The organism is Amycolatopsis sp. (assembly GCF_035546795.1).
In the GTDB taxonomy this organism is placed as follows: Bacteria; Actinomycetota; Actinomycetes; order Mycobacteriales; family Pseudonocardiaceae; genus Amycolatopsis_E.
The window spans coordinates 103,502-123,234 of sequence record NZ_DASZWC010000033.1 but is presented as its reverse complement, the minus strand read 5'-3'; the positions used below and the strand labels follow the sequence as shown (position 1 = coordinate 123,234).

The following is a 19,733-nucleotide window of genomic DNA, read 5'->3' as shown; positions in this document are numbered from 1 at the left end:
GTGGGTGACTCGCCGGTAGCCTTCCGGACGTGAGCGACCCGATCAACGGTGGGGATGTTAAAGGCTCGTTGCGTCCCGTGCCGGAACTGCCCAGCGGGCTGATCGCCCTGTTCCCGATCGTCATCGTGGGGACGGCGGCCTGGCTGGTGGGTTTCGTCGTGCTCGCGATCCGGGACTTCGGCGGCGGCCGCACCCCGGGCGTGTGGATGTGGACCTGCCTGTCCGGCGTGGTCATCAGCCTGATCGGGATGGGCATCATGACCTGGCAGCGTGCCGCCCGCAGCCGCGGCTCACGGTCCGCGCAGACGGGGGCCTAAGACCAGGGCGTCAGCGGATCGGGGTCGTCGAGCAGGGCGGTCACGAGGTGCCGCGAAGACCAGCGGTCGGCGGCCCAGCAGAAGGCGCGGGCCAGTCCCTCGGACGAGTCTTCCGCGTGATGTTCCCCGTGAAACCCGCTACTTTCGACCCACCACGGCGTGGCGCGCTTGACCCCGTCGACCTCGACGGTCAGCTCCTCGTGCACCACGACGCCGCCCTCGGGCAACGGGATGTCCAGCAGCTCCGCGACCAGGCCAATCGCCGTCATCTCCACCCAGGGCACGAAGTCGCCCTCGCCGGGCCGTGCCGAGATCAGCTCGCTCAACAACGGCACGTCCAACAGCTCGGCGACCTTCTCGGCCTCCGCCGCCGCGACGAGCCGGCTCGTCGGCCACAGCGCGGCGAGCCATGGCTTGTCGAGTACCGCGGCCTCTTCCGCGGCGACGACCGTGCCATCGACCGCGCGCACGCGCTCCGGCGCATCCAACGCCGACCAGTCCAGGTCCGCGGCGGCCAGCGCGGCGTACGCGCGTGAGATGGCGCCCGGCGCGACCGTGCGGTCGGGATCGCCGAGCCGGTTCAGCAGGTCGGTCGCGTCTTCGAGATCCTCGACGACCAGCTCCGTGCGCACGCCCACGGCCACAAGGACTTCGGGCCGCACACCCAGCTCGGGCACCGGGTCGTACAGCCCCGCCAACGAGTCCGCGTCCGGCAGCCGCCACTCGTCGGGCGTGTTGCCGTCGAGAAGTGCGTTGCGCGACAACCATTCCCCGGCCGGGCCCTGCAGCGCCTGCCACGTTTCCCGTTCCGACGCGAGCAGCCGCAGCGCCTCCGGCCACTTGTCGTCGGCGACCAGGTCGAGGTCGCGGATCCCGTCCTCGGTGACCCGGAACCCGTCGGTCACCCCGATCGCGGTCAGCACCCTGGCCGGCCATTCCTCGGCGAAATCCTTGTCCAGCAAGGAAAGCTCCTCGCCGAGCACCTCCGGGTCGAACACCGCGAGCAACGGGGACGTCGGCAGGATCAGCTCGTCCGCCCGTCGCCAGCCGTCCTCGCACGGCAGCGCCAGCCCACCGAGCCCTTCGACGGCCAGCTCGGAAACCAGGCGCAGCACGGCTTCCACGAGCGGCCGGATGTCCAAACCGGACTCCGCGTCCTCGACGCTGCGCTCGACAGCCTCCCGCAGGCCCGGGGCCTCCAGCAGCTCCAGTGCATCCGCCTGCTTCGCACCGAGCTGCTCCAGCAGCGGATGCGCGGCGTCCGGATGCACCAGGCGCAGCCCGAGCACCCCGGCGTCGGCCAGCAAATCCAGCAACTCGCCCGAGCCGAACAGCAGGGTGCCGCGCGGACCGGGCAGCGTCCGGCCGTCGGCGAGCGGCACCGGCAGCGCGCCCAGCTCGTCCTTCGCGATCTCGTGCGATTCCAGCAGGGGCGACAAAATGTCGTAGAGCGAATGCCACCACGACGGCGCGCGCTCGACACCGGTCAGCAGCTCGACCAGCTCGGGCAGGTCCAGCCGGTCGGCATCCACGGTGGCCAGCGTCTGAGCCGCTTCATACCCGGACACCTTCGCCAGTCTGGGCACGAGATCACCGAGCAGCTCGACCAGCTCCGGCGACTCCACGCCGAGTACCCGCGCGCCCAGCGCCGGGATGTCGCCGCCACGCGCGGGCAGCCACGGCTGCTCGGACAGCATGCGCCGCACCGCCTCGCGCAGCTGTCCATCCACTTCGGACAGTGGGAATCCGGCGCTGGGCACCAAAGCCGGCCGCTCTTCGGCGGCGAACCTGCGCACCAGATCCGGATACGCCCGCGCCGGGGCGACCACGTCGGCCCCAGGCAGGACACGCCGGCGCGACGGCTCCAGCGGGATGGCCGCGATCAGCCGCGCGGGCAGCGAAAGCCGCTCGTCGGTCGGCGTCGGGGCGTGCAGCACGTCCTCGCTGAGCGGGGCCGGGCCGTCGTCCATCGGCACCGCCCACAACCCGCCGGGCGCCTCCTGCGTGAGCCAGCGTTGCACGGCGCCGTCCGGCGTGGCGATCTCCACGCAACCGTCCACTTCGGACCGTTGCCAGACGCCGTCCGCCTCGATCCGGGCGAGCGAGGGCAGCACCAGCAACAGGTCCTCGGCCTCACGACCCAGCCGCGCCAGCAACTCTGCCGGGTCGACGCCCTCGCGCAGCGGCAGCCGAACCTCGGTGTCGAACCCCTCCGGCGGCTGTTCGTCCACCGGCCACGGCAGCCGCAGCACCGGCACGTCGCCCTCTCGGCCGACCGCCGCACGCGTGCGCGCCTCGGAGAACGCCACCCCGCCCGTACGGGAAAGCACGCTGGGTTCGCTGCTGATCGCGAGCACGGCGGCGAACCCGACACCGAACTGCCCGACCAGGCCCTCCTTGGCCGAGGCCCGCAGCGAGGACAACGACGCGACCCCACGGGCGTTCAGCGGCGCCCCGGTGTTCGCGACCCGCAACTCACCGTCCACAACGGACACTCGGAGCACGCCGGGCACCCCGGCCTCCGCGGCCGCGTCGGCGGCGTTCTGGGCCAGCTCGACGAACAGCCTGTCCCGGTAGGCGCCGACCCGCAGATCGCGCTCGGCGTTGGTGTCCTCGGTGAACCGCGTCGGCGAATCGGCCCACGCGCGCCGCACCGAGGCCCGCAGGTCCTCGGTGCCGAAGGGGTCAGGAGTCGGCAGGCTCACTCACCGGTTCCATGTCCAGCTGGGAATCGTCGTAGACCAGCTCGGCGACCGGCACCGAGGAGGTGGTCTCCACCTCGATCTCGGAATGCGCGCCACAGCCGTACTCGACGTTCACGACCCGCCCGTCGGCGGGCGCGATCTCGTTGCCGCACACGCCGAACGCGGCACGCATCGAACCAGCCAGCGGCAGGTAGAACCCGCAGGTGCCACACGCGAACGGGGCGCTGCGGGCCATGTCCGAGCGCGGCCCGAACTCGCCGCCGCGCCAGCGCGTGGCCGCCTCCTGCCTGCCGTAGCGGGAAAGCACGTGCACCCGGCCGAGGCCGACTTCGTGCGCGACCTCTTCGACCGCCGGATCATCGGACAACAGGTACCCCGGCACCAGCCGCGGGTCGTCGTCATCGGTCGGGAAGATGTCACCGACACCGAGATCACCGGGGCGGACCCGCCGCTCCCACGGCACCCACTTCGGTGCCACCAGCGCTTCGCGGCCGGGGGTCAGCACGACCTCGCTGACCGTGATGGGCAGCCCCGGCCCGGCCAGCGCCACCGTCACCGACCAGCACCAGCCCCGGTAACCGGGCACGGCGGCCTCGAAGAGATGGGTGGCGGACACGGCGTCCTCGCTGTGGACACCGGTGTGCGCGCCGACCTGCTCGGCCCCGGCCTCGGCGACCGCGGCCTCGCGAGCGAACTCGACGGCATCGGCGAGGGCCCGCTGTACGGAACCGTCGTCCAGGGTGAGCAGCAGGGTCATGGTCCTCATTGTGCAGCGGCGTATTCACGGCGGTCATGTCAGGGTGTAGCCGTGCGCGCCCTCCTCCCGATCTCACTCGCCCTGGTAGCGGCACTCGCGGGCTGCGGAGCATCCGCACCTCAGGCCGCTGATCCGGTGCCCCGGCTGCGTGCCGAGGTCGTCGGCACCCTGCCGCACGACACGTCGGCCTTCACCGAGGGCCTGGAAATCGCAGACGGATCGTTATACGAGAGCACCGGGATCGTCGGTGCGTCCACCGCCCGGTATGGCCCACCTGGGCAAACGCCGACGAAGACCGTGTCGCTGCCGTCGCCGCTGTTCGGCGAAGGGCTGACCGTGCTCGGGCCGACGCTGTGGCAGCTGACCTGGCAGAACGGCATCGCCATCGAACGTGACGCGCACACGCTGGCGCAGCTGCGGCAGGTCACGTACTCCGGCGAGGGCTGGGGCCTGTGCCACGAGCAGGACCGGCTGGTGATGAGCGACGGCTCGGACCGGCTGACCTTCCGCGACCCCAAGACCTTCGCGGCGCTGGGCACTGTCACGGTCCATGCCGGCGGCCAGACGTTCTCGCAGCTCAACGAGCTGGAGTGCGTGCACGGCGCGGTGTACGCCAACGTCTGGCAGACCGACCAGATCCTGCGCATCGATCCCGGCACGGGCGCGGTGACGGCCGAAATCGACGCGTCCGGGCTGCTGACCGCGGCCGAGCGCGCGCAGACGGACGTGCTCAACGGCATCGCCGCGATACCCGGCACGGACGAGTTCCTGTTGACCGGCAAGTACTGGCCGAGCTTGTTCCGAGTGAAATTCGTCGTGGCCGCCTGATCAATGAGCACGTCGACGGCCTGATGAGGCAAGATTGACTCGTGGGTCGCAAACGGAAGTGGACACCGGAACCGGGGGCCGGAAGGCCATGGGGACCGCCCCTGTCCGAACGCATCCACACCGAGACCCGGCGCGAGCACGCGCCGACCGCGGACGAGGCGCCCACCGGCGCCTTCCGGTCCACGGTCCCGCCGCGCTCCGCCACCCCGCCGCCGCCGCGCGGCGCGCGCCCGTATCCGCCGCCGCGTCCGCCGGAGCCGCCGCCCCGCCGCACGGAACCGTTGTACGAGCACTACAACACCGACGGCTATCCGAACGAGCAGCGGCCGCGAGCGGAGGAGACGCAGGCGAACCGCACGGAGGCCACCGCGGGTGCGATGCCGCGGATGCCGAAGAAGATCACCGTCACCCGGGTGGCCGCGATGCGCAGCCGGGAGCTCGGTGGCAAGGCGGTCGGTGCGTTCCAGCGCGCGACGAAAGCGGACGGCGCGGACAAGTCCGGGCTCACATCGCTGACGTACGCGGTGATGCTGAACTACGCGAGCGACGCGGCAATGGCCGTGGCGCTGGCGAACACGCTCTTCTTCGCGGCTACCAGTGGTGAGAGCCGCGGCCGGGTCGCGCTGTACCTGTTGATCACCATCGCCCCGTTCGCGCTCGTCGCCCCGGTGATCGGCCCTGCGCTGGACAAGATCCAGCGCGGCAGGCGGCTGGCGATGTGTGTGTCGTCGATCGGCCAGGGTCTGATGGCCGTGCTGATGGCGCTGCACTTCGACGACTGGGGGCTGTACCCGGCGGCGCTCGGGATGATGGTGCTGTCCAAGTCGTTCACCGTGCTCAAGTCGGCGATGACGCCGCGCGTGGTGCCGAAGGACATCACCCTGTCCAAGACCAACGCGCGGCTCACCGTGTTCGGGCTGGCCGCCGGCGGCGTGTTCGGCGCGGTCGCGAGCGGGGTGAACTCGCTGCTCGGCTCGCCGGGTGCGCTGTTCTTCACGGCGATGATCTGTATCGCGGCCGCGGTGCAGTCGATGCGAATCCCGGCCTGGGTCGAGGTGACCACCGGCGAGGTGCCGGCGTCGCTCAAGGCGCAGCCGGGCAGGCGCAAGCGGCAGCCGCTCGGCCGTGAAGTCGTGGTTTCCTTGTGGGGCAACGGTTCTGTCCGCGTGCTGACCGGGTTCCTGATGATGTTCGCGGCCTTCGCGGTGAAGGCGCACGCGGAGGACAACGGGCAGAGTCCGTTCACCCAGCTGTTGCTGCTGGGGTTGATCGGTGCCGCGGCCGGGATCGGCGGGTTCGTCGGCAACGCGCTCGGTTCGCGGTTGTCGTTCGGGCATCCGGTACAGGTGGTACTGAGCTGCGTCGCGGCAACGCTGGCGTCGACGGTGCTGGCCGCGCTGTTCGCGGGGATCGCCACGGCCACGATCGTCGGTCTGGTCGGGTCCACGGCGAGCGCGCTGGCGAAGATCAGTCTCGACGCGGCGATCCAGGCCGACCTGCCCGAGGAGTCCCGCGCGTCGGCGTTCGGCCGGTCGGAGACGGTGCTGCAGCTGGCCTGGTGTTTCGGCGGTGCGGTGGGTTTGCTGCTGCCGCCGACGTACTGGCTCGGGTTCATGATCGTCTCGCTGCTGATCGCACTCGGCGGAACGCAGACGCTGCTGGTGCACCGGGGTGGGTCGCTGCTGCCGTGGCTCGGCCGGAAGCGGCCCGACCGTCCGGCCCGCACGGTCGCCTAATACTGTTCGGGGTATGCGGCGTTCGCGGATCATGGGTCTTCTTGCTGCCGGGGCACTCGTCCTGACCGGCTGTTCAACCACTGTCGGCCCGCCCGAGGTCACGTTCTACGGTGACGGGCACACGGTGAACGCCAAGCCCGTGATCCACTGCGACGCGCTCGTCCAGAAGTGCGACAAGTACCCGGATGCCACGGCGACGCTGAACGTGCGCCCGGGGAAGCCGGTGCAGATCTCGGTGCCGTCCGAGGTCGGCGACACCCCCTGGCTGGTGAACGTCCAGTACGCCGACGCGAAGGGGAACCTGCAGATCAAGCAGCAGTACTTCTCGCCGAGCAGCCACCTGGCCTACACCGCGGCCACGGACAACCCGGCCGACCAGCTCGTGGTCGTGGAAGTGCAGCAACTGGGCGCGGCATACGCGGCGGACCAGTCGGGCAACCCCATCCTCGACGAGAACGGCAACCCGCAGCTGGTCGCGCGCGCCTACTGGTCACTGCAGATCCGGCCGTGAAACCTGGGGCGCGCGCCGGTTTACGGGTCCAGGTCGCGCGCCACCGCGCGCATGACCTCGGCGATGCGCTTGATGTTCTTGCGATCGGGGTAACGGCCGCGGCGCAGATCGGGCTGGACCTTCATTTCCAGCAGCTTGATCATGTCCTCGATCAGGCCGTGCAGCTCCTCGGCGGGCCGCCGCCGGGCCTCGGCCACCGAGGGCAGCGAATCGATCAGCCGGACCGAAAGCGCCTGCGGCCCGCGGCGCCCGTCGGCCACGCCGAACTCCAGCCGCTGCCCGGCCTTGAGTGCCTCCACCCCTTGGGGTAGCGCGGTCTTGCGGATGTAGACGTCCTCGCCGCCGTCCTGGGTGACGAAGCCGAATCCCTTCTCCGCGTCGTACCACTTGACCTTGCCGGTCGGCACTGCCCTCACCGTTCCTTCGCTTCTGCTTGGTCCATCCGCGTGCCCTGCACGACGAACGCGCCCCGGGGCGTACCCAGGACGCGTACCACTCAGCTTATCCCGCTATGCACCGTGGGGAGAAGTAGCTACACGTTCTAACCTTGAGGCATGGAAACTGCGACCAAACACCTTCCGCGCAAGTCCTGGCTGATGCGCGTGGGCATCGGAGTGTTCGCGCTCGGCGTACTCGCCGTACTGGTCGTGTTCGTCATGTTCGCCGCCGGACTGCGTGACCTGCCGGTGTGGCTCAGCGCGGCGGCCGGCGTGGCAACCCCGCTCGGGATCGCGCTCGGGCTCATCGCACTGGTGCGGGAGCATCGTAGGAGCTGAGCCAGCCCGGAAACTCTTCCAGGCTGTCAAAAACCACCTCGGCGCCGGCAGCCGCGAGTTCTTCGCGGCTGCACGGCCCGGTGGCCACGCCGATCGGCAACGCGCCCGCGGCGAGCGCCCCGCGCACATCCCCGAGGTGATCTCCGGCATACGCCACGGCTCCGTGCTCGCGAAGCGCGACAGCCTTGCCCGCGGCCCACAGTTCGCCGACGAGCACATCGACCTCGAACTCCAGCGCCTTCACGTGCAGCGCCGCGTTCGGCCGGTACTTTCCTGTCACCACAACGGTTCTGCCCCCGGCGCGGCGCACCGCTTCGAGCGCGGCGTGCGCGCCGGGCAGCGCGACCGTCTTCGGCACCACGATTTCCGGGTACAGCGCACGGAACCGCGCCACGAGTTCGGGGATGCGCTCGTCCGGGGCGCCGAAGTCGCGTAGCACCATGTCCAGCGGCGGGCCGAGGTTGCTCGCGAAATGTTCGCCGTCCAACGGCAGCCTGGCCTCTTCGCCGAGCGCGTTCATCACCGCGATCATCCCGGGTCTCGGGTCGATCAGCGTCATGTCCAGGTCGAAGCCAACGGTCATCCCCACGCCGACCACGGTAGCTCCTTTACAACTCCACTGGTCGGGTCAATCTTCTTGACATCTGAATTCAGTGTGTCAAGCTGAGTCCTGTGGCTGAGATCACTTCCTCCTTCGCGGAGCGCACCAAGGCGTCGCTGCGGGAAGCACTGCTCGACGCCGCGACGGGGCTGCTCGCGGTACACGGTCACGCCGGTCTGCGGATGGCCGACGTGGCGTCCGCGGCAGGCGTGAGCAGGCAGACTGTCTACAACGAGTTCGGGAACAAGACCGCATTGGTCCAGGCCGTCGCGCTACGGACGACGGCGGAGTTCCTGGAGGGCATCCGGACCCGGTTCGATTCCGCGCCGGATCTGCTCGCCGGGATCCACCGCGCGGTCGTCTTCACCATCGAACACGGGCGGGAGAACAAGCTGGTCGCCTCGGCGCTGGGCACCCAGGCCGGCGAAGACCTGCTGCCGTTGCTCACCACGCGCGGCGAACCGGTGCTCTCGGCAGCCATGGAGCTGGCCGTCGCGCACTACCGGGAGTTCCTGCCCGAGCTCGACGAGCCGACCGCGGTACTACTCGCCGAGACCGTCACCCGGCTGTCACTGAGCCATCTGGTGCTGCCGACCCATTCCGCGGCGGAAGCGGCCGACATGGTCTGCGCCGCGGTCGCCCCAGCCATCGCCCACCATTTGTCCACAATGGAGTGTGAGAAATGACCGATATGCTCGCGCCGCACCGCACCGGCTTCACCTCCTTGCGCCAGGGCGGCCTGAACTGGGATTCCTTCCCGCTGCGGCTGTTCACCAAGGGGAACCGCAAGTTCTGGAACCCGGCCGACATCGACTTCAGCCAGGACGGGGCCGACTGGGCCACCCTGACCGACGACGAACGCCGCTCGGCCACCTACCTGTGCGCCCAGTTCATCGCCGGTGAAGAGGCGGTGACGCAGGACATCCAGCCGTTCATGAAGGCGATGGCCGCCGAGGGCCGCTTCGGGGACGAGATGTACCTGACGCAGTTCGCCTTCGAGGAGGCCAAGCACACCGAGGTCTTCCGCCGCTGGATGGACGCGGTCGGGCTGACCGAGGACCTCACGTCCTACGTGTCGGAGAATCCCAGCTACCGCAAGCTTTTCTACGAGGAGCTGCCCGAGTCGCTCGGCGTGCTGACCACCGATCCGAGCCCGCTGAACCAGATCCGCGCGAGCGTCACCTACAACCACGTGATCGAGGGCAGCCTCGCGCTCACCGGGTACTACGCGTGGCAGAAGGTGTGCACCAAACGCGGCATCCTGCCCGGGATGCAGCAGCTGGTGAAACACATCGGTGACGACGAGCGCCGGCACATGGCGTGGGGCACGTTCACCTGCCGCCGCCACATCGCCGCCGATGATTCGCTGTGGGAGGCGGTGCAGCAGCGGATGAACGAACTGCTGCCGCACGCGCTGGGCATGATCCAGTGGGTCAACGAGCAGTTCGAGGAACCCCGGCCGTTCGACAACGACCCGCAGGAGTTCATCGAGTACGCGGCCGATCGCGCGCAGCGGCGCCTCGGCGCGATCGAGTCCGCGCGCGGGGTGCCGGTGCAGCAGATCGACCTCGACTACTCGCCCGAGCGCCTGGAAGACACGTTCGGCGAAGAAGACGCGAAAGCCTTCGCGGAGGTCATCGCCAACGGCTGAGCGCTCGCCCTGGCCCACTCGTGGGCCAGGGCGGCGTCACGCGTGCTTGGCCGCGGCCGCCTTTTCCAAGCCCAGCAAGGAAACGGCCTGCTGGCGCATCTCCACCTTGCGGACCTTGCCGGTGACGGTCATCGGGAATTCCTCGACGATGTGCACGTAACGGGGAATCTTGTAGTGGGCGAGCTTCCCGGCGCAGAACTCGCGCAGGCTCTCCACCGTCAGCGGGCTGGTGCCTTCGCGCATCCGCACCCACGCCATCAGCTCCTCGCCGTAGCGCTCGTCGGGAACTCCGATCACCTGTGCGTCGAGAATGTCGGGGTGGGTGTAGAGGAACTCCTCGATCTCCCGTGGATAGACGTTCTCCCCGCCGCGGATCACCATGTCCTTGATCCGGCCGGTGATGTTCACGTACCCGTCGTCGTCCATCACGGCCAGGTCACCGGTGTGCATCCAGCGGGCCCGGTCGATCGCTTCGGCGGTCTTGTCCGGCTGCTCCCAGTAGCCGAGCATCACCGAATACCCACGCGTGCACAGCTCGCCCGGCTCGCCGCGCGGCACGGTCAGCCCCGTTTCCGGGTCGACGACCTTGACCTCCAGATGCGGGCCGACCCGGCCCACCGTGGACACCCGCCGCTCGATCGAGTCGTCCGCCCTGGTCTGCGTGGATACCGGCGAGGTTTCGGTCATGCCATAGCAGATCGACACCTCCGCCATTCCCATCCGCTCGATGACCTGCTTCATCACCTCGACCGGGCAGGGCGACCCGGCCATGATCCCGGTCCGCAGCGAGGAGAGGTCGAACGTCTCGAACTCCGGGTGTGACAGCTCCGCGATGAACATCGTCGGCACGCCGTACAGCGACGTGCACCGCTCGCTCGCCACCGCGGAAAGCGTTGCCTCTGCGTCGAATCCCGGCGCGGGGATCACCATGCAGGCCCCGTGGCTGGTGGCGGCCAGGTTCCCCATCACCATCCCGAAGCAGTGGTACTTCGGGCTACTCCGTACACGCGGTACGATCGGGTCATGGTCGACTATGAACCGCCGTACGTCTACGGGACCAGTGAGGAACTGGTCCGGGAGCTTACAGCCGCCGCCGAAGGCTGGGCGCACTACGGCAAGCCGGTGCTCGCGGACGAGGCACGCCTCGGCGCCCAAGAGATCGGAAACGGCGAGCCACGCGCCTGGGTGGGATTCCAAGAGTACGTCGTGACAGAGCCCAAGATCACCGGTAAGCTGCCCTGATCCGCCCGGCAACGGGCCGGGCCTGAACAATTGGAAAAGATCATGACCCAAGCGGACAACGCGCGAGCGTTGAGAATGTCGCTTGACTCTCAGCCCGTTGTGGCTTCGGGGGCAAGCGAGCAAGAACACCCCCGGACCCGGCGGGCTGAGTCATGAGCGCGCCAGTGCTCGTAATCGCCCGGCCTCTCCCGGGCGTCGTCGGTGAAACCCGGCGAGTAGCTCACCTGTTCCCGGAAGTGGACCAGGCCACGGGGAATCTCACCGCGCTGTGTGCAGCTCGGTTCTACTGGGCCGACCTGGAGGTCCTCGACGGTGCAAGCGGGATGCCGTGTGAGGAGTGCTTGATGCGGTCGCCGGGTCCTAGCCCGGCGCTGCGGTGAGCTGGAACATCGACCACAACGGCGACATCACGCCGCTCGACGACGGACCAAGGGTGCCGTGGTGGTTGGCGACAGACACGGACTATGACGAGGAGATGCCGGATGAGGAATCGAGAGATCACGTAGGAGACTGAGCCCCGTTGGCACAGCCCCGGTCGCCGGACAGTCGTGGCCGGGGCTTTCTCTTGCCCCGAAACGCAAAAAAGGCCCCCTGCCACCAGCCCGAAGGCCAGCGACAGGGGGCGAGTTTGTCTCGTGTCAGTTACGTAGAAAGCCGATGGCGGTGAAGATTCCTTGCCACACGGCTACGCCGATCATGACGGCTGCGACCGCCATCCACACCGTGGCCCAGATCGCGATGAACGCGACGACGAACGGCCCGGCGATGAGCCAGAACGCCAGTTTCGTCAGCGCACCGGCAGTCCTCGAAGGACCGAGCCGGTGTGTGTAGGTGAACGGCCCCGGCAGGGGCACGTGGAAGTTCATGGGCAATGCAGACTCCTCCTCTCGTCTGTGTATCGCTCAGAAATCCCCAGGCGCTACCTGGAGACAGGTAAGACCCAACGACCGCCACATCGCGACGACGCGGTCCCGATCGTCGAAGACGGCCCGGACGAAGTACCGGTCCCGGATCTCGCGGTCGAAGATCTCCTTCTTCACCACCGGGTCCGGACGGCCATCGCCGTCCTCTCGCATGAACAGCTCGAATCGCCCGCCCGAGATGTTCTTCTGAATCCACCGCTCGGTGGCTCGGCGGGCCACCTCGTTCCGGGCGGAGACGAATACGATCCGGAGCCCCGCGTTGCGGAGCGCCCGAACGATCATGATCACCTCCTGCTTCGGGGCGTCCCCGCTTACCCGGGTCATGTCGTACGGCGAGCGCCGCCCCTCGTGGTCGGCCACCGTGCCGTCGATGTCCACGACGACGGCCCACGGGAGCTTCGGGTTGCCTTCGTACCGGTCGACCTCCACGGGCTCCTCAGCGGGCAGCTCGGGCAGCGAGAGCGGGTACTTCTGTCCAGCGATGAACCGCTTGTGTAGGTCCCGGATCTTGTCTTCGCCTACGCTCCGGATCCGCGTGACGTCGCGCCCGATGCACTTCGACAGCGGCACGTCCGTGAGGTCGTAGACGTGCCACTCCGCGCCCGCCCGCTGGGCGAGCTGGATCAGCCGCTTCACGTACCGGCGCCGGAGGTTCATGTCGTCCACGAAGACGTGGTCACCCACCGAAAGCGCGTGCAGAATCAGGTTCGTCTGAAGCGTCGTGATCTGCTCCTCGATCACCCGCTCCCCGGGGTTGTTCTCCGTGCCGTACAGAGCGCGGAAGTGGTCGCGCCCGGCGAGCACGCCGCCGTACTGCTCCTGCATGGCCTTGGCCGCCGTGGTCTTGCCGGAGCCCGGCAGGCCCCGGTAGATGTGCAAAGTTCCGGGCATCAGCCCTCCCTGAGAATCTCGCCGAGCGACAGCACGACGGGCTCCCAGCCCGTCCATCCACCGTCGCGGACCCGTATGACGTCGAAGTGGTGCGGGTCGTCCTGCCTGCGGAGCCAGGTGGCCAGTTCGTGCTTGACAGTGAAGGCGGCGCTCATCTCCCCCTTCAGCCAGTTCCAGGCGATGTAGATGTACGTGCTCCGAGCCATCAGCCCTCCTCGGTGAAGTGTTTGTGGACGAGGTCCTGCGGGAAGGGGATGCGGATCACCAGCTTTTCCGGCTGGCTGGGGTAGACGGACTCGGCGACGTCCGGCCACTCCAGCTCGAAGTACACGCCTAGGTCGGTTTTGAGCGAGACCATCTGCTCCCGACCGCCCGTACGGGCGGCGATGGATACGTAGGTCGGTTCGTGCTCGATGGGGTATGGCATCAGCTCTCGCCCTCCTCGCCCTCGTTCGTGAACAGAACCTCGTTGATGTCGCACATGCAGCCACAGCACTCACAGCAGCCGCAGTCGTACCAGTCCTTGTACTCGTCGTAGTCCTCTTCGGACTCGAACTCGGGTTCGTCCATCAGCTCTCCAAAAGTTCTCGACGGACGTCCCTTAGCCAGGACTCCGCTGCGCCGTAGTCGGGCTCGTCGGGTAACGCCGACTCCTGGGAATCCATTGCTGCGGCGGAAATCGCAATCATCGACTCCGCGAGTTCCAGCCCGCGTTCCTTGTTCTCAGCCACAGTCCGGCCGAACCGCCGGAAATGCTCGGGGTCGTACAGGCGAACCTCCAGCTCGCCCGTGAAGTAGAGCATCCGTCCGCAGTAGACCAATCGGGCCAGGTGCCGCGCGTGTTTCTCCGTACGCCCAGCGGTGTCCGAGGAGAACGAAGTCCCTCGATCACGTAGGCGCTTGAACTGCTGGGTGGCATAACCGAGGTATGCGTCCCGCACACGGCGGGCGCTCAGCAGACTTTTCCGGATGCCGATCAGCTTGAGGCCCAACGGGTGGATCTCCCGATAGCAGTCGGAGGGCAGCCACAGCAGCTCGCTAACGGTCGGGTTGCACGACAGGGCGAGGCCCACGAACTTCCCGGCCTCGTGGACCGTGACGTCCGGGTCCGTGCGGGAGCGCGTGGCGCGCTTCCCGGTCGGCGGGTTGAGGCCGTGGAACTCCTCGGTCGGCGCCGCCGCCACGGCGAGCACATCCACATCCGAGTCCGGCCCGGCGAGGCCGTAGGCTTGAGAGCCCACGACCCCGCTCAGGAGCGTCGTCCAGTCGCTCACGGGCGTCTCCGATCGATGGCCTCTGCCCACGCGACGGCTACGGCTGCCACCTGGATCAGTTCCGCCCGGAGCTTGTCCGGATCGGACTCTGCCAGGGCCTCGTTGAACTCCTCAGCGAGGACGTCCCGCCACGTTCCGTTGCCGTACCGGAAGTTCTCATCGCAGGCCGCGCGGGCGGCGTCAGCCGCATCCTCGTCGCCCCAGAGCCCCGTGCCGTCCCGGTGGTTCTGCTCCCCGAACTTCTCGTCCTGCCGGAGGCGTTCCAGCAAGACTTCCCGGACTACCTTCATGCTGGCCCAGTTGCTCACTTGTCCCCCTTCGGCTTGATGAACTTCCAGATGACTTCGTTGGCGCGATGGTGATTGCCGTCGAGCCAGGCGAACAGACACGCCTTGAGCCACGCAGGCTTGTCCTTAATGGACAATGCGAATGCCTTCCGGTCGTCGACCACGTCCGCCACCTCCAGCGCGGCGAAGGTGGCCTCGACCTCTGTGTTCAGCCGAATGAACTCCTCGACCAGACGCGTGGAGGTCTTCTGCACCCACGCGTGGAACTCGTCCGGGAGCCGATGCAGCAAGTCCTCGTACGCGCCTCCGAGCTTGAGCGCTTCCCAGACCACGACCTCGTTGAGACCGGTCACGATCTTGTGCAGCGCCACGTAGTCGTCCTGCTTGATCTTGACCCGCTCATCGGTGTCGAGGAAGTGGACGACCAGGCCCTCCGCGTTCGGACGCGGGGGCGCCACCAGGGCGTCCCGGAAGCGCTTGTACGGTGCGATCTGGACGATGGGTCCCGGCCAACGGAAGTGGTTGCCGTACGCCGAATCGCGGACCGGGGTGAAGCTCAGCCCGGACTCGATGTCCACGACTCCGATCAGAACCAAGTCGTTCGTGTCGCCGTAGTTGACCACGATCCGGTTCTCCGGGTAGATGATCTCGAAGAGGTACGTCTTGCCGGGCAACGGTTCGAAGCCCGAGTACCGCGTCCGGAGGACGTCCGTCGCATGTAGAGCCTGCTCGCTCGTGAACGATCCGCGCGTGGCGATGGCGAGCTGTCCGTCCGGCGCCATGTACGAGATCCCGAGGGAGCCGTCGAGTTGGTCCGTCACGACGACCATTTCGTCTTCGGACCAACGTCTAAATGCCTTCGGCTCCTGGCCGTAGTTGAAGAACTTCGGGAACGGCCGGGCGACGATGTCCCCAGTCTCCGAGTCGAAGATCAAGCCCCGACATGTCTTCGTGGCCCGGTTCCAGACGTTGTTCACCTGAGCCTTGTCGGTGTAGTTCAGGATCGTCAGCTCGGGGCGCTCCGGGTGGAACTGCTGACGGACCAGCTTCCCGTCGAGCGCGTCTCGCAGTTCGTGCGGCGGGATTAGGCTATCGATCTTCAACGGGTCTCCTCTTCCGTTGTGCGGGCATGAAAAAGGCCCCGCCCCCGAAGGGGCAGGGCCGTTGGTCGAGCGGGTGTGTCAGTCGTCCTCGTTGAGCTTCGCCAGCACGGCGAGCCCGATGAACCACGCCGGGATGGTGACCAGCCACCACGACCAGTCGATGACGCCGACCAGTTTCAGGATCAGGAACACGACGAATGTGGCTTCTGCCATCAGTTGTTTTCCTCTCGTTTCACGAATGGGCCGCCGACGTAGGACTCCAGGTCCTCCGGCGGCCAGTTCTCCAGCCGGTACGGCCGGTCGTAGCCGGTCAGGCCCGGCACGTCTTCCTCGTCACCGATCAACGTCATGCCCACCACCTGATGTCGTTGTCACCCGGATACTTCGGGGCTCTGCCGGTCTTCTTCCACCTGTCGAGCGCTTCGCCTACCGCCAGGAGCGCGTCGTGGATCTCGCGGTCTTCCGCGTCCAGCGCGTCGGGGTCCTTCACGTACTTCAGGGCATTGAGCGCCCGGGAGTGCACGGTGCGGACCTCGGTGAGCCACCGCGAGCCGCGCTTGCCCACGGGCAGCGCGTCCTCCCACTCCATGTACGCGATCTTCTTCTCGGCCATCTCGCGGGAGGCGAACGTGCCCCACGAGTGGTCAACCTCGTCGAGGATCTGGAACGGGTAGCGCTCGTGGTGGTCCCGGTACACCTCATGCGGACCGTCGTACGGCTTGGTCGGCTCCACCCGGTACGTCTTCTGCTTGGTCACCAGCGACCCCCCAGCCTGCCGTCCACGAACTCAGCGGCGATGATGTTGAACAGGACGGCGGCGGCGTGGTCCTCGTCCGCCTCGTCGTTGAACCACTGCATGAAGTGCCGGAAGGCGCTCGACTTCGCGCGGTCGTAGGCCGCTTCGTCGGCGAACTTCTCCCAGTTCCGATCCTCGTACTTCTCGGCGCCCCGGCCCATCAGTGCCGCTAGTCGGGTCAGCATCTGCTCCCGGTACGGAATGCCCTTCGGGAGCATGAGGTCGAAGCGAGGCTTGCCCGCTTCGCTGTCCCTCTGTCCCCCACCCTCGAAGTAGGTGCGCTGTCCACTGTCCTTTGTGGTCCATTCGGCCACGGTTTCCCCGTCCTCCTTGAAGATGTCGAGTGGGTTCAGGATCTCGGTCACTCAGTTGATCCCGAGGTCCGACAGCTTCAGGGCAATGTCGTGGATCGCCGACTCCAGATCGGAGAGCGGGACCTCCTGAAGGAGGTCGACCTCCTTCGAGATCTCGCTAACGTCGTACCGGAGGTCCTTCAGCTCCCTCTCCCGGTCCCGTACCGCGTCGTCCAGACCGTCCACAGTGGTCTCCAGTTCGGCCACAGTGGACTCCAGCTCCGCGACCTCGTTGCTCAGCTTGGACATGTGTTCTCCTCTCTCAGTGGATTGCCTCAAACCAGGACTCACCCGGCGGCCCGGCGTCCGCCGGGAACTCCATGCGCTGCCCGCGCCCGTGCTTCGGCTCGTAGGCCGACCACATCAGCTTCAGGACGTAGTCCCGACAGGCCTCCCAGTTCTTCCGGGGGATCGACAGAACCAGCGCGTCATGGATCTGGGCCTTGACGCGTCGGAGGATGTGCAGCGGCATCCGGAGCAGGACGTCGCAGACGATCTCTCGGGTAGTGGACTGGCCGATTAGGGCCGGTGCCTGGGTGAACTCGCGGCCCTTCTCGATCGGCATCACGCGGCCCCAGTCGTTGACCACGTAGCCGTGCCGCCGGGCGAACTTCCGGATCTCGTTCTGCCACTGGACAAGCACCCGGTATTCCTTGTTCATACCGGCGCAGAACTCTTCGGCGACCTCCAGCGGGAGTCCCGCCTGTGCAGCCAGGGCTTTGGGCTGGCCACCGTACGACCACCCATGCCCCATCGGCTTGGCCTTCTGCCGATACTCGTGCGTCACCGGATCGTGCTTGTCTGTGCCAACCACGTCCTTTCCCCACGCGGCCCAGGCGTTGATGAGGTGGCCATCGGCCCCGGGCTTGAACCGCTCGGTGTACCGCCGGTCTCCGGACTCGGCCGCGACCGCGCGAGCGTCCGCATTGGACAGGTCGAACTCCATCAGGACGTCGTCCTCGGAGTCCGGCAGGAAGTAGTCCTTCTCCACGGCCCCTGGGCCGTTATTGGTCCAGACCGTCAGGCCCGGCTTGGTGGTGGACCACCGGCCGGACCGCTGGAGCATGGTGATCTCCGGGTGCACCCGGCCGTCCGAGTGGCACGAGTCGAGCGCGAGCTGTGCCAGCGAGCGCTGACCCTTCAGCTCTGCCAAGGCCGAACCGAGGTCTTCCGCTGTGGTGCCCTTGGTCAAGGCCTTCAGCGTGTCCCCGCTCAGGCTGAGCCCGAACGCGGGCGGGAGTGGGTTAGCTTCCAGCTCCTCGACTTCGAGGCGGGCCTTCTCGACCCAACGGAGTCGAGCGTCGACGGAGCGCTTCGGCAGGTCCCCGCTGTGCGCCTCCTCCCACCAATCCCGTGCGTCGGCCTTGAGTCGCTCGATCTTCGCTCGGGTTGCTTTGAGGTATTCCTTCTCCTTGTCGGCTACCGGCGTGCTCGGCCAGTCAACGGTGTCCGGCGTGATCCCGTGGTCCGCAAGGGCCGCCAGGATGGCGACCTTGCCCTCGTTGGTGTCCCAGGGCGATGGGCCTTCGGACGGAAGGCCGTAGTGCTCCTGGAGATCCTTCAGGATCGCCTCGCGCCGCTCGGCCAGCGAGTCGACGCGGGCCTGTGCTTTCTCCCGGTTCAGCACCCAGCCGTTCGAGGAGATGACCGCCTTACGGGCCTCAATCTCCTGCTCCCGCAACGCATACTCGTTGAGCGGGCCTTTCTTCAGCAACGCCTTCGCGACCGCCTCGGACGCCAGGACGTCGTGCCGGAGATAGTGGACGTACCGCTCATCGTCGACCGGAATCCTGCCGTAGCCGTCGACTTCCCGGGCCTTACCCTTCAGCTCCGGGTCACCGAACTCGCGGGCCAACTCCGCGAGGTCCATCGACTTGCCCTGCACCCCGAGCTGGTACGCCTGCTCGTCGAGCGAGAACCACTTCTTCGCCTTGTCCGGCTTGTCGGCCAGCGCGGGCTTGCCGAATCGGTTGATGTAGGTGTACGGCGCCGGGTTCACCAGCGCCGCATGGGTCCACGTGTCGTAGACCCGCTTCTGCATGGCTAGCTCGACCGGCTCGTTCGAGTCGATCCCGAACACCGCGCGGAGGTCGAAGTCGTGGATGTTGTGGCCGATGATCCAACGAGCCTCACGGATGTACTCGCGGATCTCTTCGAGATCTGTGGTGATCTCCGTCCGACCCTTGGTCCAGTCCGCCCAGCGGTAACCGATGAGGCGGACGAACTTCTCCGGGGCCATTGTTTCGAGGAGGCCCCGCTCGTGTGTCTCGATGTCGAAGATCAGCGTCCGACCCACCGGGCAACCCCCTACTTCCAGTAGATGCCCCGGACGATCCGCGAGACCGTGGCCGGGTTGATGTCGAAGGCCTCAGCGAGCGCCTTCTGTGTCCACTCGCCGGTCGCGTGCAACTCCCGGATGCGACCCGCCTCGCGCTGGGTGAGTCGCTTCTGGTTGGTGCGCCCCGCGTTCACCACGGGTGCCGACTCGTCCAGGGCCAGCAGCCCGTCCGCGATGTCCTTGAGCGCAGCCTGAATGACCAGGCCCGCGTTGAGGATCTTCTGCTGTGCGCTCATTCGGTGATCTCCTCGACGTCGTAGTAGAGAACGTTGGCTCGGGTGACTACGGACCACTCGCCGGGTCCTGTGTGGACAGTGAAGCTCGCCAGACCCTCTTCCAGCGTCACGTTTTCCTGGGACAGGACGGTCCCGTTCTTGAAGTAGATCGTCAGCGTGACCATCCGGGCTCCTTTGTCAGCGCCAGGAACAGAGCGGCGTAGAGGTTCCGCGCCGCCGTGTCGGTCAGGTGGACGGTCTGTGTCGTGGGGTGCTTCGCGCTATTCGCGTAGCCCAGCCGGAGCGTGACCGTGTCGGCCCCGTCCGATGACCGGGTGGCCTCGGCTTCGACGTCCGTGTGGATCACGGAGCGCTCGGTGCGGCGTGTCATGTGTCTCCTCTCAGTGCGGCGCCAAGGGGCGGAGCCGA

At 67.5% G+C, this 19,733-nt stretch carries 29 protein-coding genes and 1 pseudogene; 8 read left to right on the top strand and 22 right to left on the bottom strand.

The window, feature by feature from the left end:
* Positions 1 to 29: 29 nt before the first annotated feature.
* Positions 30 to 317 (top strand): DUF2530 domain-containing protein, encoded by a 288-nt coding sequence (locus VHD82_RS20535; RefSeq protein WP_325706079.1) that lies wholly within the window; start codon positions 30 to 32, stop codon positions 315 to 317.
* On the opposite strand, the gene VHD82_RS20530 is transcribed toward VHD82_RS20535, so the two are convergent.
* Together VHD82_RS20530 and VHD82_RS20525 are read right to left on the bottom strand one after the other, a co-directional pair.
* Positions 314 to 3,022 (bottom strand): sacsin N-terminal ATP-binding-like domain-containing protein, encoded by a 2,709-nt coding sequence (locus tag VHD82_RS20530; protein ID WP_325706077.1) that lies wholly within the window; start codon positions 3,020 to 3,022, stop codon positions 314 to 316. The genes VHD82_RS20535 and VHD82_RS20530 overlap by 4 nt on opposite strands.
* Positions 3,003 to 3,779 (bottom strand): DUF3027 domain-containing protein, encoded by a 777-nt coding sequence (locus tag VHD82_RS20525; protein WP_325706074.1) that lies wholly within the window; start codon positions 3,777 to 3,779, stop codon positions 3,003 to 3,005. Before VHD82_RS20525 ends, VHD82_RS20530 begins: the two co-directional genes overlap by 20 nt.
* Before the next feature lie 51 nt (positions 3,780 to 3,830).
* Between VHD82_RS20525 and VHD82_RS20520 the strand changes: the two genes are divergently transcribed.
* From VHD82_RS20520 to VHD82_RS20510, 3 genes are read left to right on the top strand one after another with little or no spacing between them, the layout of a single operon-like run.
* Positions 3,831 to 4,607, top strand: a complete 777-nt coding sequence (locus VHD82_RS20520; RefSeq protein ID WP_325706071.1) for a glutaminyl-peptide cyclotransferase — start codon at positions 3,831 to 3,833, stop codon at positions 4,605 to 4,607.
* A 41-nt stretch (positions 4,608 to 4,648) separates the two neighbouring features.
* Positions 4,649 to 6,343, top strand: a complete 1,695-nt coding sequence (locus VHD82_RS20515; RefSeq protein ID WP_325706068.1) for an MFS transporter — start codon at positions 4,649 to 4,651, stop codon at positions 6,341 to 6,343.
* Between the two features lie 13 nt (positions 6,344 to 6,356).
* The gene (locus VHD82_RS20510; protein WP_325706066.1) at positions 6,357 to 6,854 is read left to right on the top strand and encodes a DUF2771 family protein; all 498 of its coding nucleotides are present in this window, start codon (positions 6,357 to 6,359) and stop codon (positions 6,852 to 6,854) included.
* 20 nt (positions 6,855 to 6,874) lie between these two features.
* Here VHD82_RS20510 and VHD82_RS20505 read toward each other — a convergent pair whose 3' ends face one another.
* Positions 6,875 to 7,261 (bottom strand): cold-shock protein, encoded by a 387-nt coding sequence (locus tag VHD82_RS20505; protein WP_144747009.1) that lies wholly within the window; start codon positions 7,259 to 7,261, stop codon positions 6,875 to 6,877.
* 147 nt (positions 7,262 to 7,408) lie between these two features.
* Between VHD82_RS20505 and VHD82_RS20500 the strand changes: the two genes are divergently transcribed.
* Positions 7,409 to 7,630: a hypothetical protein gene (locus tag VHD82_RS20500; protein WP_325706063.1), complete on the top strand. Its 222-nt coding sequence runs from the start codon at positions 7,409 to 7,411 to the stop codon at positions 7,628 to 7,630.
* On the opposite strand, the gene VHD82_RS20495 is transcribed toward VHD82_RS20500, so the two are convergent.
* Positions 7,596 to 8,219, bottom strand: a complete 624-nt coding sequence (locus tag VHD82_RS20495) for an HAD family hydrolase (protein WP_325706061.1) — start codon at positions 8,217 to 8,219, stop codon at positions 7,596 to 7,598. The genes VHD82_RS20500 and VHD82_RS20495 overlap by 35 nt on opposite strands.
* Positions 8,220 to 8,302: 83 nt before the next feature.
* Between VHD82_RS20495 and VHD82_RS20490 the strand changes: the two genes are divergently transcribed.
* On the top strand, positions 8,303 to 8,917 hold the full coding sequence (locus VHD82_RS20490) for a TetR/AcrR family transcriptional regulator (protein WP_325706057.1): 615 nt from the start codon (positions 8,303 to 8,305) through the stop codon (positions 8,915 to 8,917).
* Positions 8,914 to 9,882, top strand: a complete 969-nt coding sequence (locus VHD82_RS20485; protein WP_325706055.1) for a R2-like ligand-binding oxidase — start codon at positions 8,914 to 8,916, stop codon at positions 9,880 to 9,882. Before VHD82_RS20490 ends, VHD82_RS20485 begins: the two co-directional genes overlap by 4 nt.
* 36 nt (positions 9,883 to 9,918) lie before the next feature.
* Here the strand turns inward: VHD82_RS20485 and VHD82_RS20480 are convergent.
* Positions 9,919 to 10,875 (bottom strand): annotated as a pseudogene (locus VHD82_RS20480) (AMP-binding protein); the annotation flags it as partial.
* A gap of 30 nt (positions 10,876 to 10,905) precedes the next feature.
* Here VHD82_RS20480 and VHD82_RS20475 point away from each other — a divergent pair.
* A complete protein-coding gene (locus VHD82_RS20475) occupies positions 10,906 to 11,124 on the top strand; it encodes a hypothetical protein (RefSeq protein ID WP_325706444.1) in 219 nt (72 codons plus the stop codon).
* Positions 11,125 to 11,762: 638 nt separating this feature from the next.
* Here VHD82_RS20475 and VHD82_RS20470 read toward each other — a convergent pair.
* From VHD82_RS20470 to VHD82_RS20390, 17 genes are all read right to left on the bottom strand, one after another.
* Positions 11,763 to 11,990 (bottom strand): hypothetical protein, encoded by a 228-nt coding sequence (locus VHD82_RS20470; RefSeq protein WP_325706052.1) that lies wholly within the window; start codon positions 11,988 to 11,990, stop codon positions 11,763 to 11,765.
* 36 nt (positions 11,991 to 12,026) lie between these two features.
* Positions 12,027 to 12,938, bottom strand: a complete 912-nt coding sequence (locus tag VHD82_RS20465) for an AAA family ATPase (RefSeq protein WP_325706049.1) — start codon at positions 12,936 to 12,938, stop codon at positions 12,027 to 12,029.
* The gene (locus VHD82_RS20460; protein WP_325706046.1) at positions 12,938 to 13,144 is read right to left on the bottom strand and encodes a hypothetical protein; all 207 of its coding nucleotides are present in this window, start codon (positions 13,142 to 13,144) and stop codon (positions 12,938 to 12,940) included. Before VHD82_RS20460 ends, VHD82_RS20465 begins: the two co-directional genes overlap by 1 nt.
* On the bottom strand, positions 13,144 to 13,365 hold the full coding sequence (locus VHD82_RS20455; protein ID WP_325706043.1) for a hypothetical protein: 222 nt from the start codon (positions 13,363 to 13,365) through the stop codon (positions 13,144 to 13,146). The genes VHD82_RS20460 and VHD82_RS20455 overlap by 1 nt, the downstream gene beginning before the upstream one ends.
* Complete coding sequence (locus VHD82_RS20450; RefSeq protein WP_325706040.1) at positions 13,365 to 13,508, bottom strand: hypothetical protein; 144 nt, start codon at positions 13,506 to 13,508, stop codon at positions 13,365 to 13,367. The genes VHD82_RS20455 and VHD82_RS20450 overlap by 1 nt, the downstream gene beginning before the upstream one ends.
* Complete coding sequence (locus tag VHD82_RS20445) at positions 13,508 to 14,212, bottom strand: nucleotidyltransferase domain-containing protein (protein WP_325706037.1); 705 nt, start codon at positions 14,210 to 14,212, stop codon at positions 13,508 to 13,510. Before VHD82_RS20445 ends, VHD82_RS20450 begins: the two co-directional genes overlap by 1 nt.
* The gene (locus VHD82_RS20440; protein WP_325706034.1) at positions 14,209 to 14,520 is read right to left on the bottom strand and encodes a hypothetical protein; all 312 of its coding nucleotides are present in this window, start codon (positions 14,518 to 14,520) and stop codon (positions 14,209 to 14,211) included. Before VHD82_RS20440 ends, VHD82_RS20445 begins: the two co-directional genes overlap by 4 nt.
* Complete coding sequence (locus tag VHD82_RS20435; RefSeq protein ID WP_325706031.1) at positions 14,517 to 15,602, bottom strand: RNA ligase; 1,086 nt, start codon at positions 15,600 to 15,602, stop codon at positions 14,517 to 14,519. The genes VHD82_RS20440 and VHD82_RS20435 overlap by 4 nt, the downstream gene beginning before the upstream one ends.
* Before the next feature lie 78 nt (positions 15,603 to 15,680).
* The gene (locus tag VHD82_RS20430) at positions 15,681 to 15,815 is read right to left on the bottom strand and encodes a hypothetical protein (RefSeq protein ID WP_325706028.1); all 135 of its coding nucleotides are present in this window, start codon (positions 15,813 to 15,815) and stop codon (positions 15,681 to 15,683) included.
* Positions 15,815 to 15,952, bottom strand: a complete 138-nt coding sequence (locus VHD82_RS20425) for a hypothetical protein (protein ID WP_325706025.1) — start codon at positions 15,950 to 15,952, stop codon at positions 15,815 to 15,817. The genes VHD82_RS20430 and VHD82_RS20425 overlap by 1 nt, the downstream gene beginning before the upstream one ends.
* Positions 15,949 to 16,359, bottom strand: coding sequence for a hypothetical protein (locus VHD82_RS20420; protein WP_325706022.1), 411 nt, complete (start codon positions 16,357 to 16,359; stop codon positions 15,949 to 15,951). The genes VHD82_RS20425 and VHD82_RS20420 overlap by 4 nt, the downstream gene beginning before the upstream one ends.
* Complete coding sequence (locus VHD82_RS20415) at positions 16,356 to 16,763, bottom strand: dATP/dGTP diphosphohydrolase domain-containing protein (RefSeq protein WP_325706019.1); 408 nt, start codon at positions 16,761 to 16,763, stop codon at positions 16,356 to 16,358. Before VHD82_RS20415 ends, VHD82_RS20420 begins: the two co-directional genes overlap by 4 nt.
* On the bottom strand, positions 16,764 to 17,000 hold the full coding sequence (locus VHD82_RS20410) for a hypothetical protein (RefSeq protein ID WP_325706017.1): 237 nt from the start codon (positions 16,998 to 17,000) through the stop codon (positions 16,764 to 16,766).
* Between the two features lie 13 nt (positions 17,001 to 17,013).
* Positions 17,014 to 19,047, bottom strand: coding sequence for a DNA polymerase (locus VHD82_RS20405; protein ID WP_325706015.1), 2,034 nt, complete (start codon positions 19,045 to 19,047; stop codon positions 17,014 to 17,016).
* Positions 19,048 to 19,058: 11 nt separating this feature from the next.
* Entirely contained in the window at positions 19,059 to 19,325 is a 267-nt protein-coding gene (locus tag VHD82_RS20400) for a hypothetical protein (RefSeq protein ID WP_325706013.1), read from the bottom strand.
* Positions 19,322 to 19,489, bottom strand: a complete 168-nt coding sequence (locus VHD82_RS20395) for a hypothetical protein (protein ID WP_325706010.1) — start codon at positions 19,487 to 19,489, stop codon at positions 19,322 to 19,324. The genes VHD82_RS20400 and VHD82_RS20395 overlap by 4 nt, the downstream gene beginning before the upstream one ends.
* Entirely contained in the window at positions 19,477 to 19,695 is a 219-nt protein-coding gene (locus tag VHD82_RS20390) for a hypothetical protein (RefSeq protein WP_325706007.1), read from the bottom strand. Before VHD82_RS20390 ends, VHD82_RS20395 begins: the two co-directional genes overlap by 13 nt.
* Positions 19,696 to 19,733: the final 38 nt, after the last annotated feature.

What these genes read in the sequence shown, in the direction of transcription:
- VHD82_RS20525 (WP_325706074.1), bottom strand. Translation starts at nt 3,779, where the DNA reads ATGACCCTGCTGCTCACCCTGGACGACGGTTCCGTACAGCGGGCCCTC.
- VHD82_RS20510 (WP_325706066.1), top strand. Translation starts at nt 6,357, where the DNA reads ATGCGGCGTTCGCGGATCATGGGTCTTCTTGCTGCCGGGGCACTCGTC.
- VHD82_RS20500 (WP_325706063.1), top strand. Translation starts at nt 7,409, where the DNA reads ATGGAAACTGCGACCAAACACCTTCCGCGCAAGTCCTGGCTGATGCGC.
- VHD82_RS20485 (WP_325706055.1), top strand. Translation starts at nt 8,914, where the DNA reads ATGACCGATATGCTCGCGCCGCACCGCACCGGCTTCACCTCCTTGCGC.
- VHD82_RS20475 (WP_325706444.1), top strand. Translation starts at nt 10,906, where the DNA reads ATGGTCGACTATGAACCGCCGTACGTCTACGGGACCAGTGAGGAACTG.
- VHD82_RS20470 (WP_325706052.1), bottom strand. Translation starts at nt 11,990, where the DNA reads ATGAACTTCCACGTGCCCCTGCCGGGGCCGTTCACCTACACACACCGG.
- VHD82_RS20465 (WP_325706049.1), bottom strand. Translation starts at nt 12,938, where the DNA reads ATGCCCGGAACTTTGCACATCTACCGGGGCCTGCCGGGCTCCGGCAAG.
- VHD82_RS20460 (WP_325706046.1), bottom strand. Translation starts at nt 13,144, where the DNA reads ATGGCTCGGAGCACGTACATCTACATCGCCTGGAACTGGCTGAAGGGG.
- VHD82_RS20455 (WP_325706043.1), bottom strand. Translation starts at nt 13,365, where the DNA reads ATGCCATACCCCATCGAGCACGAACCGACCTACGTATCCATCGCCGCC.
- VHD82_RS20450 (WP_325706040.1), bottom strand. Translation starts at nt 13,508, where the DNA reads ATGGACGAACCCGAGTTCGAGTCCGAAGAGGACTACGACGAGTACAAG.
- VHD82_RS20430 (WP_325706028.1), bottom strand. Translation starts at nt 15,815, where the DNA reads ATGGCAGAAGCCACATTCGTCGTGTTCCTGATCCTGAAACTGGTCGGC.
- VHD82_RS20425 (WP_325706025.1), bottom strand. Translation starts at nt 15,952, where the DNA reads ATGACGTTGATCGGTGACGAGGAAGACGTGCCGGGCCTGACCGGCTAC.
- VHD82_RS20410 (WP_325706017.1), bottom strand. Translation starts at nt 17,000, where the DNA reads ATGTCCAAGCTGAGCAACGAGGTCGCGGAGCTGGAGTCCACTGTGGCC.
- VHD82_RS20400 (WP_325706013.1), bottom strand. Translation starts at nt 19,325, where the DNA reads ATGAGCGCACAGCAGAAGATCCTCAACGCGGGCCTGGTCATTCAGGCT.
- VHD82_RS20395 (WP_325706010.1), bottom strand. Translation starts at nt 19,489, where the DNA reads ATGGTCACGCTGACGATCTACTTCAAGAACGGGACCGTCCTGTCCCAG.
- VHD82_RS20390 (WP_325706007.1), bottom strand. Translation starts at nt 19,695, where the DNA reads ATGACACGCCGCACCGAGCGCTCCGTGATCCACACGGACGTCGAAGCC.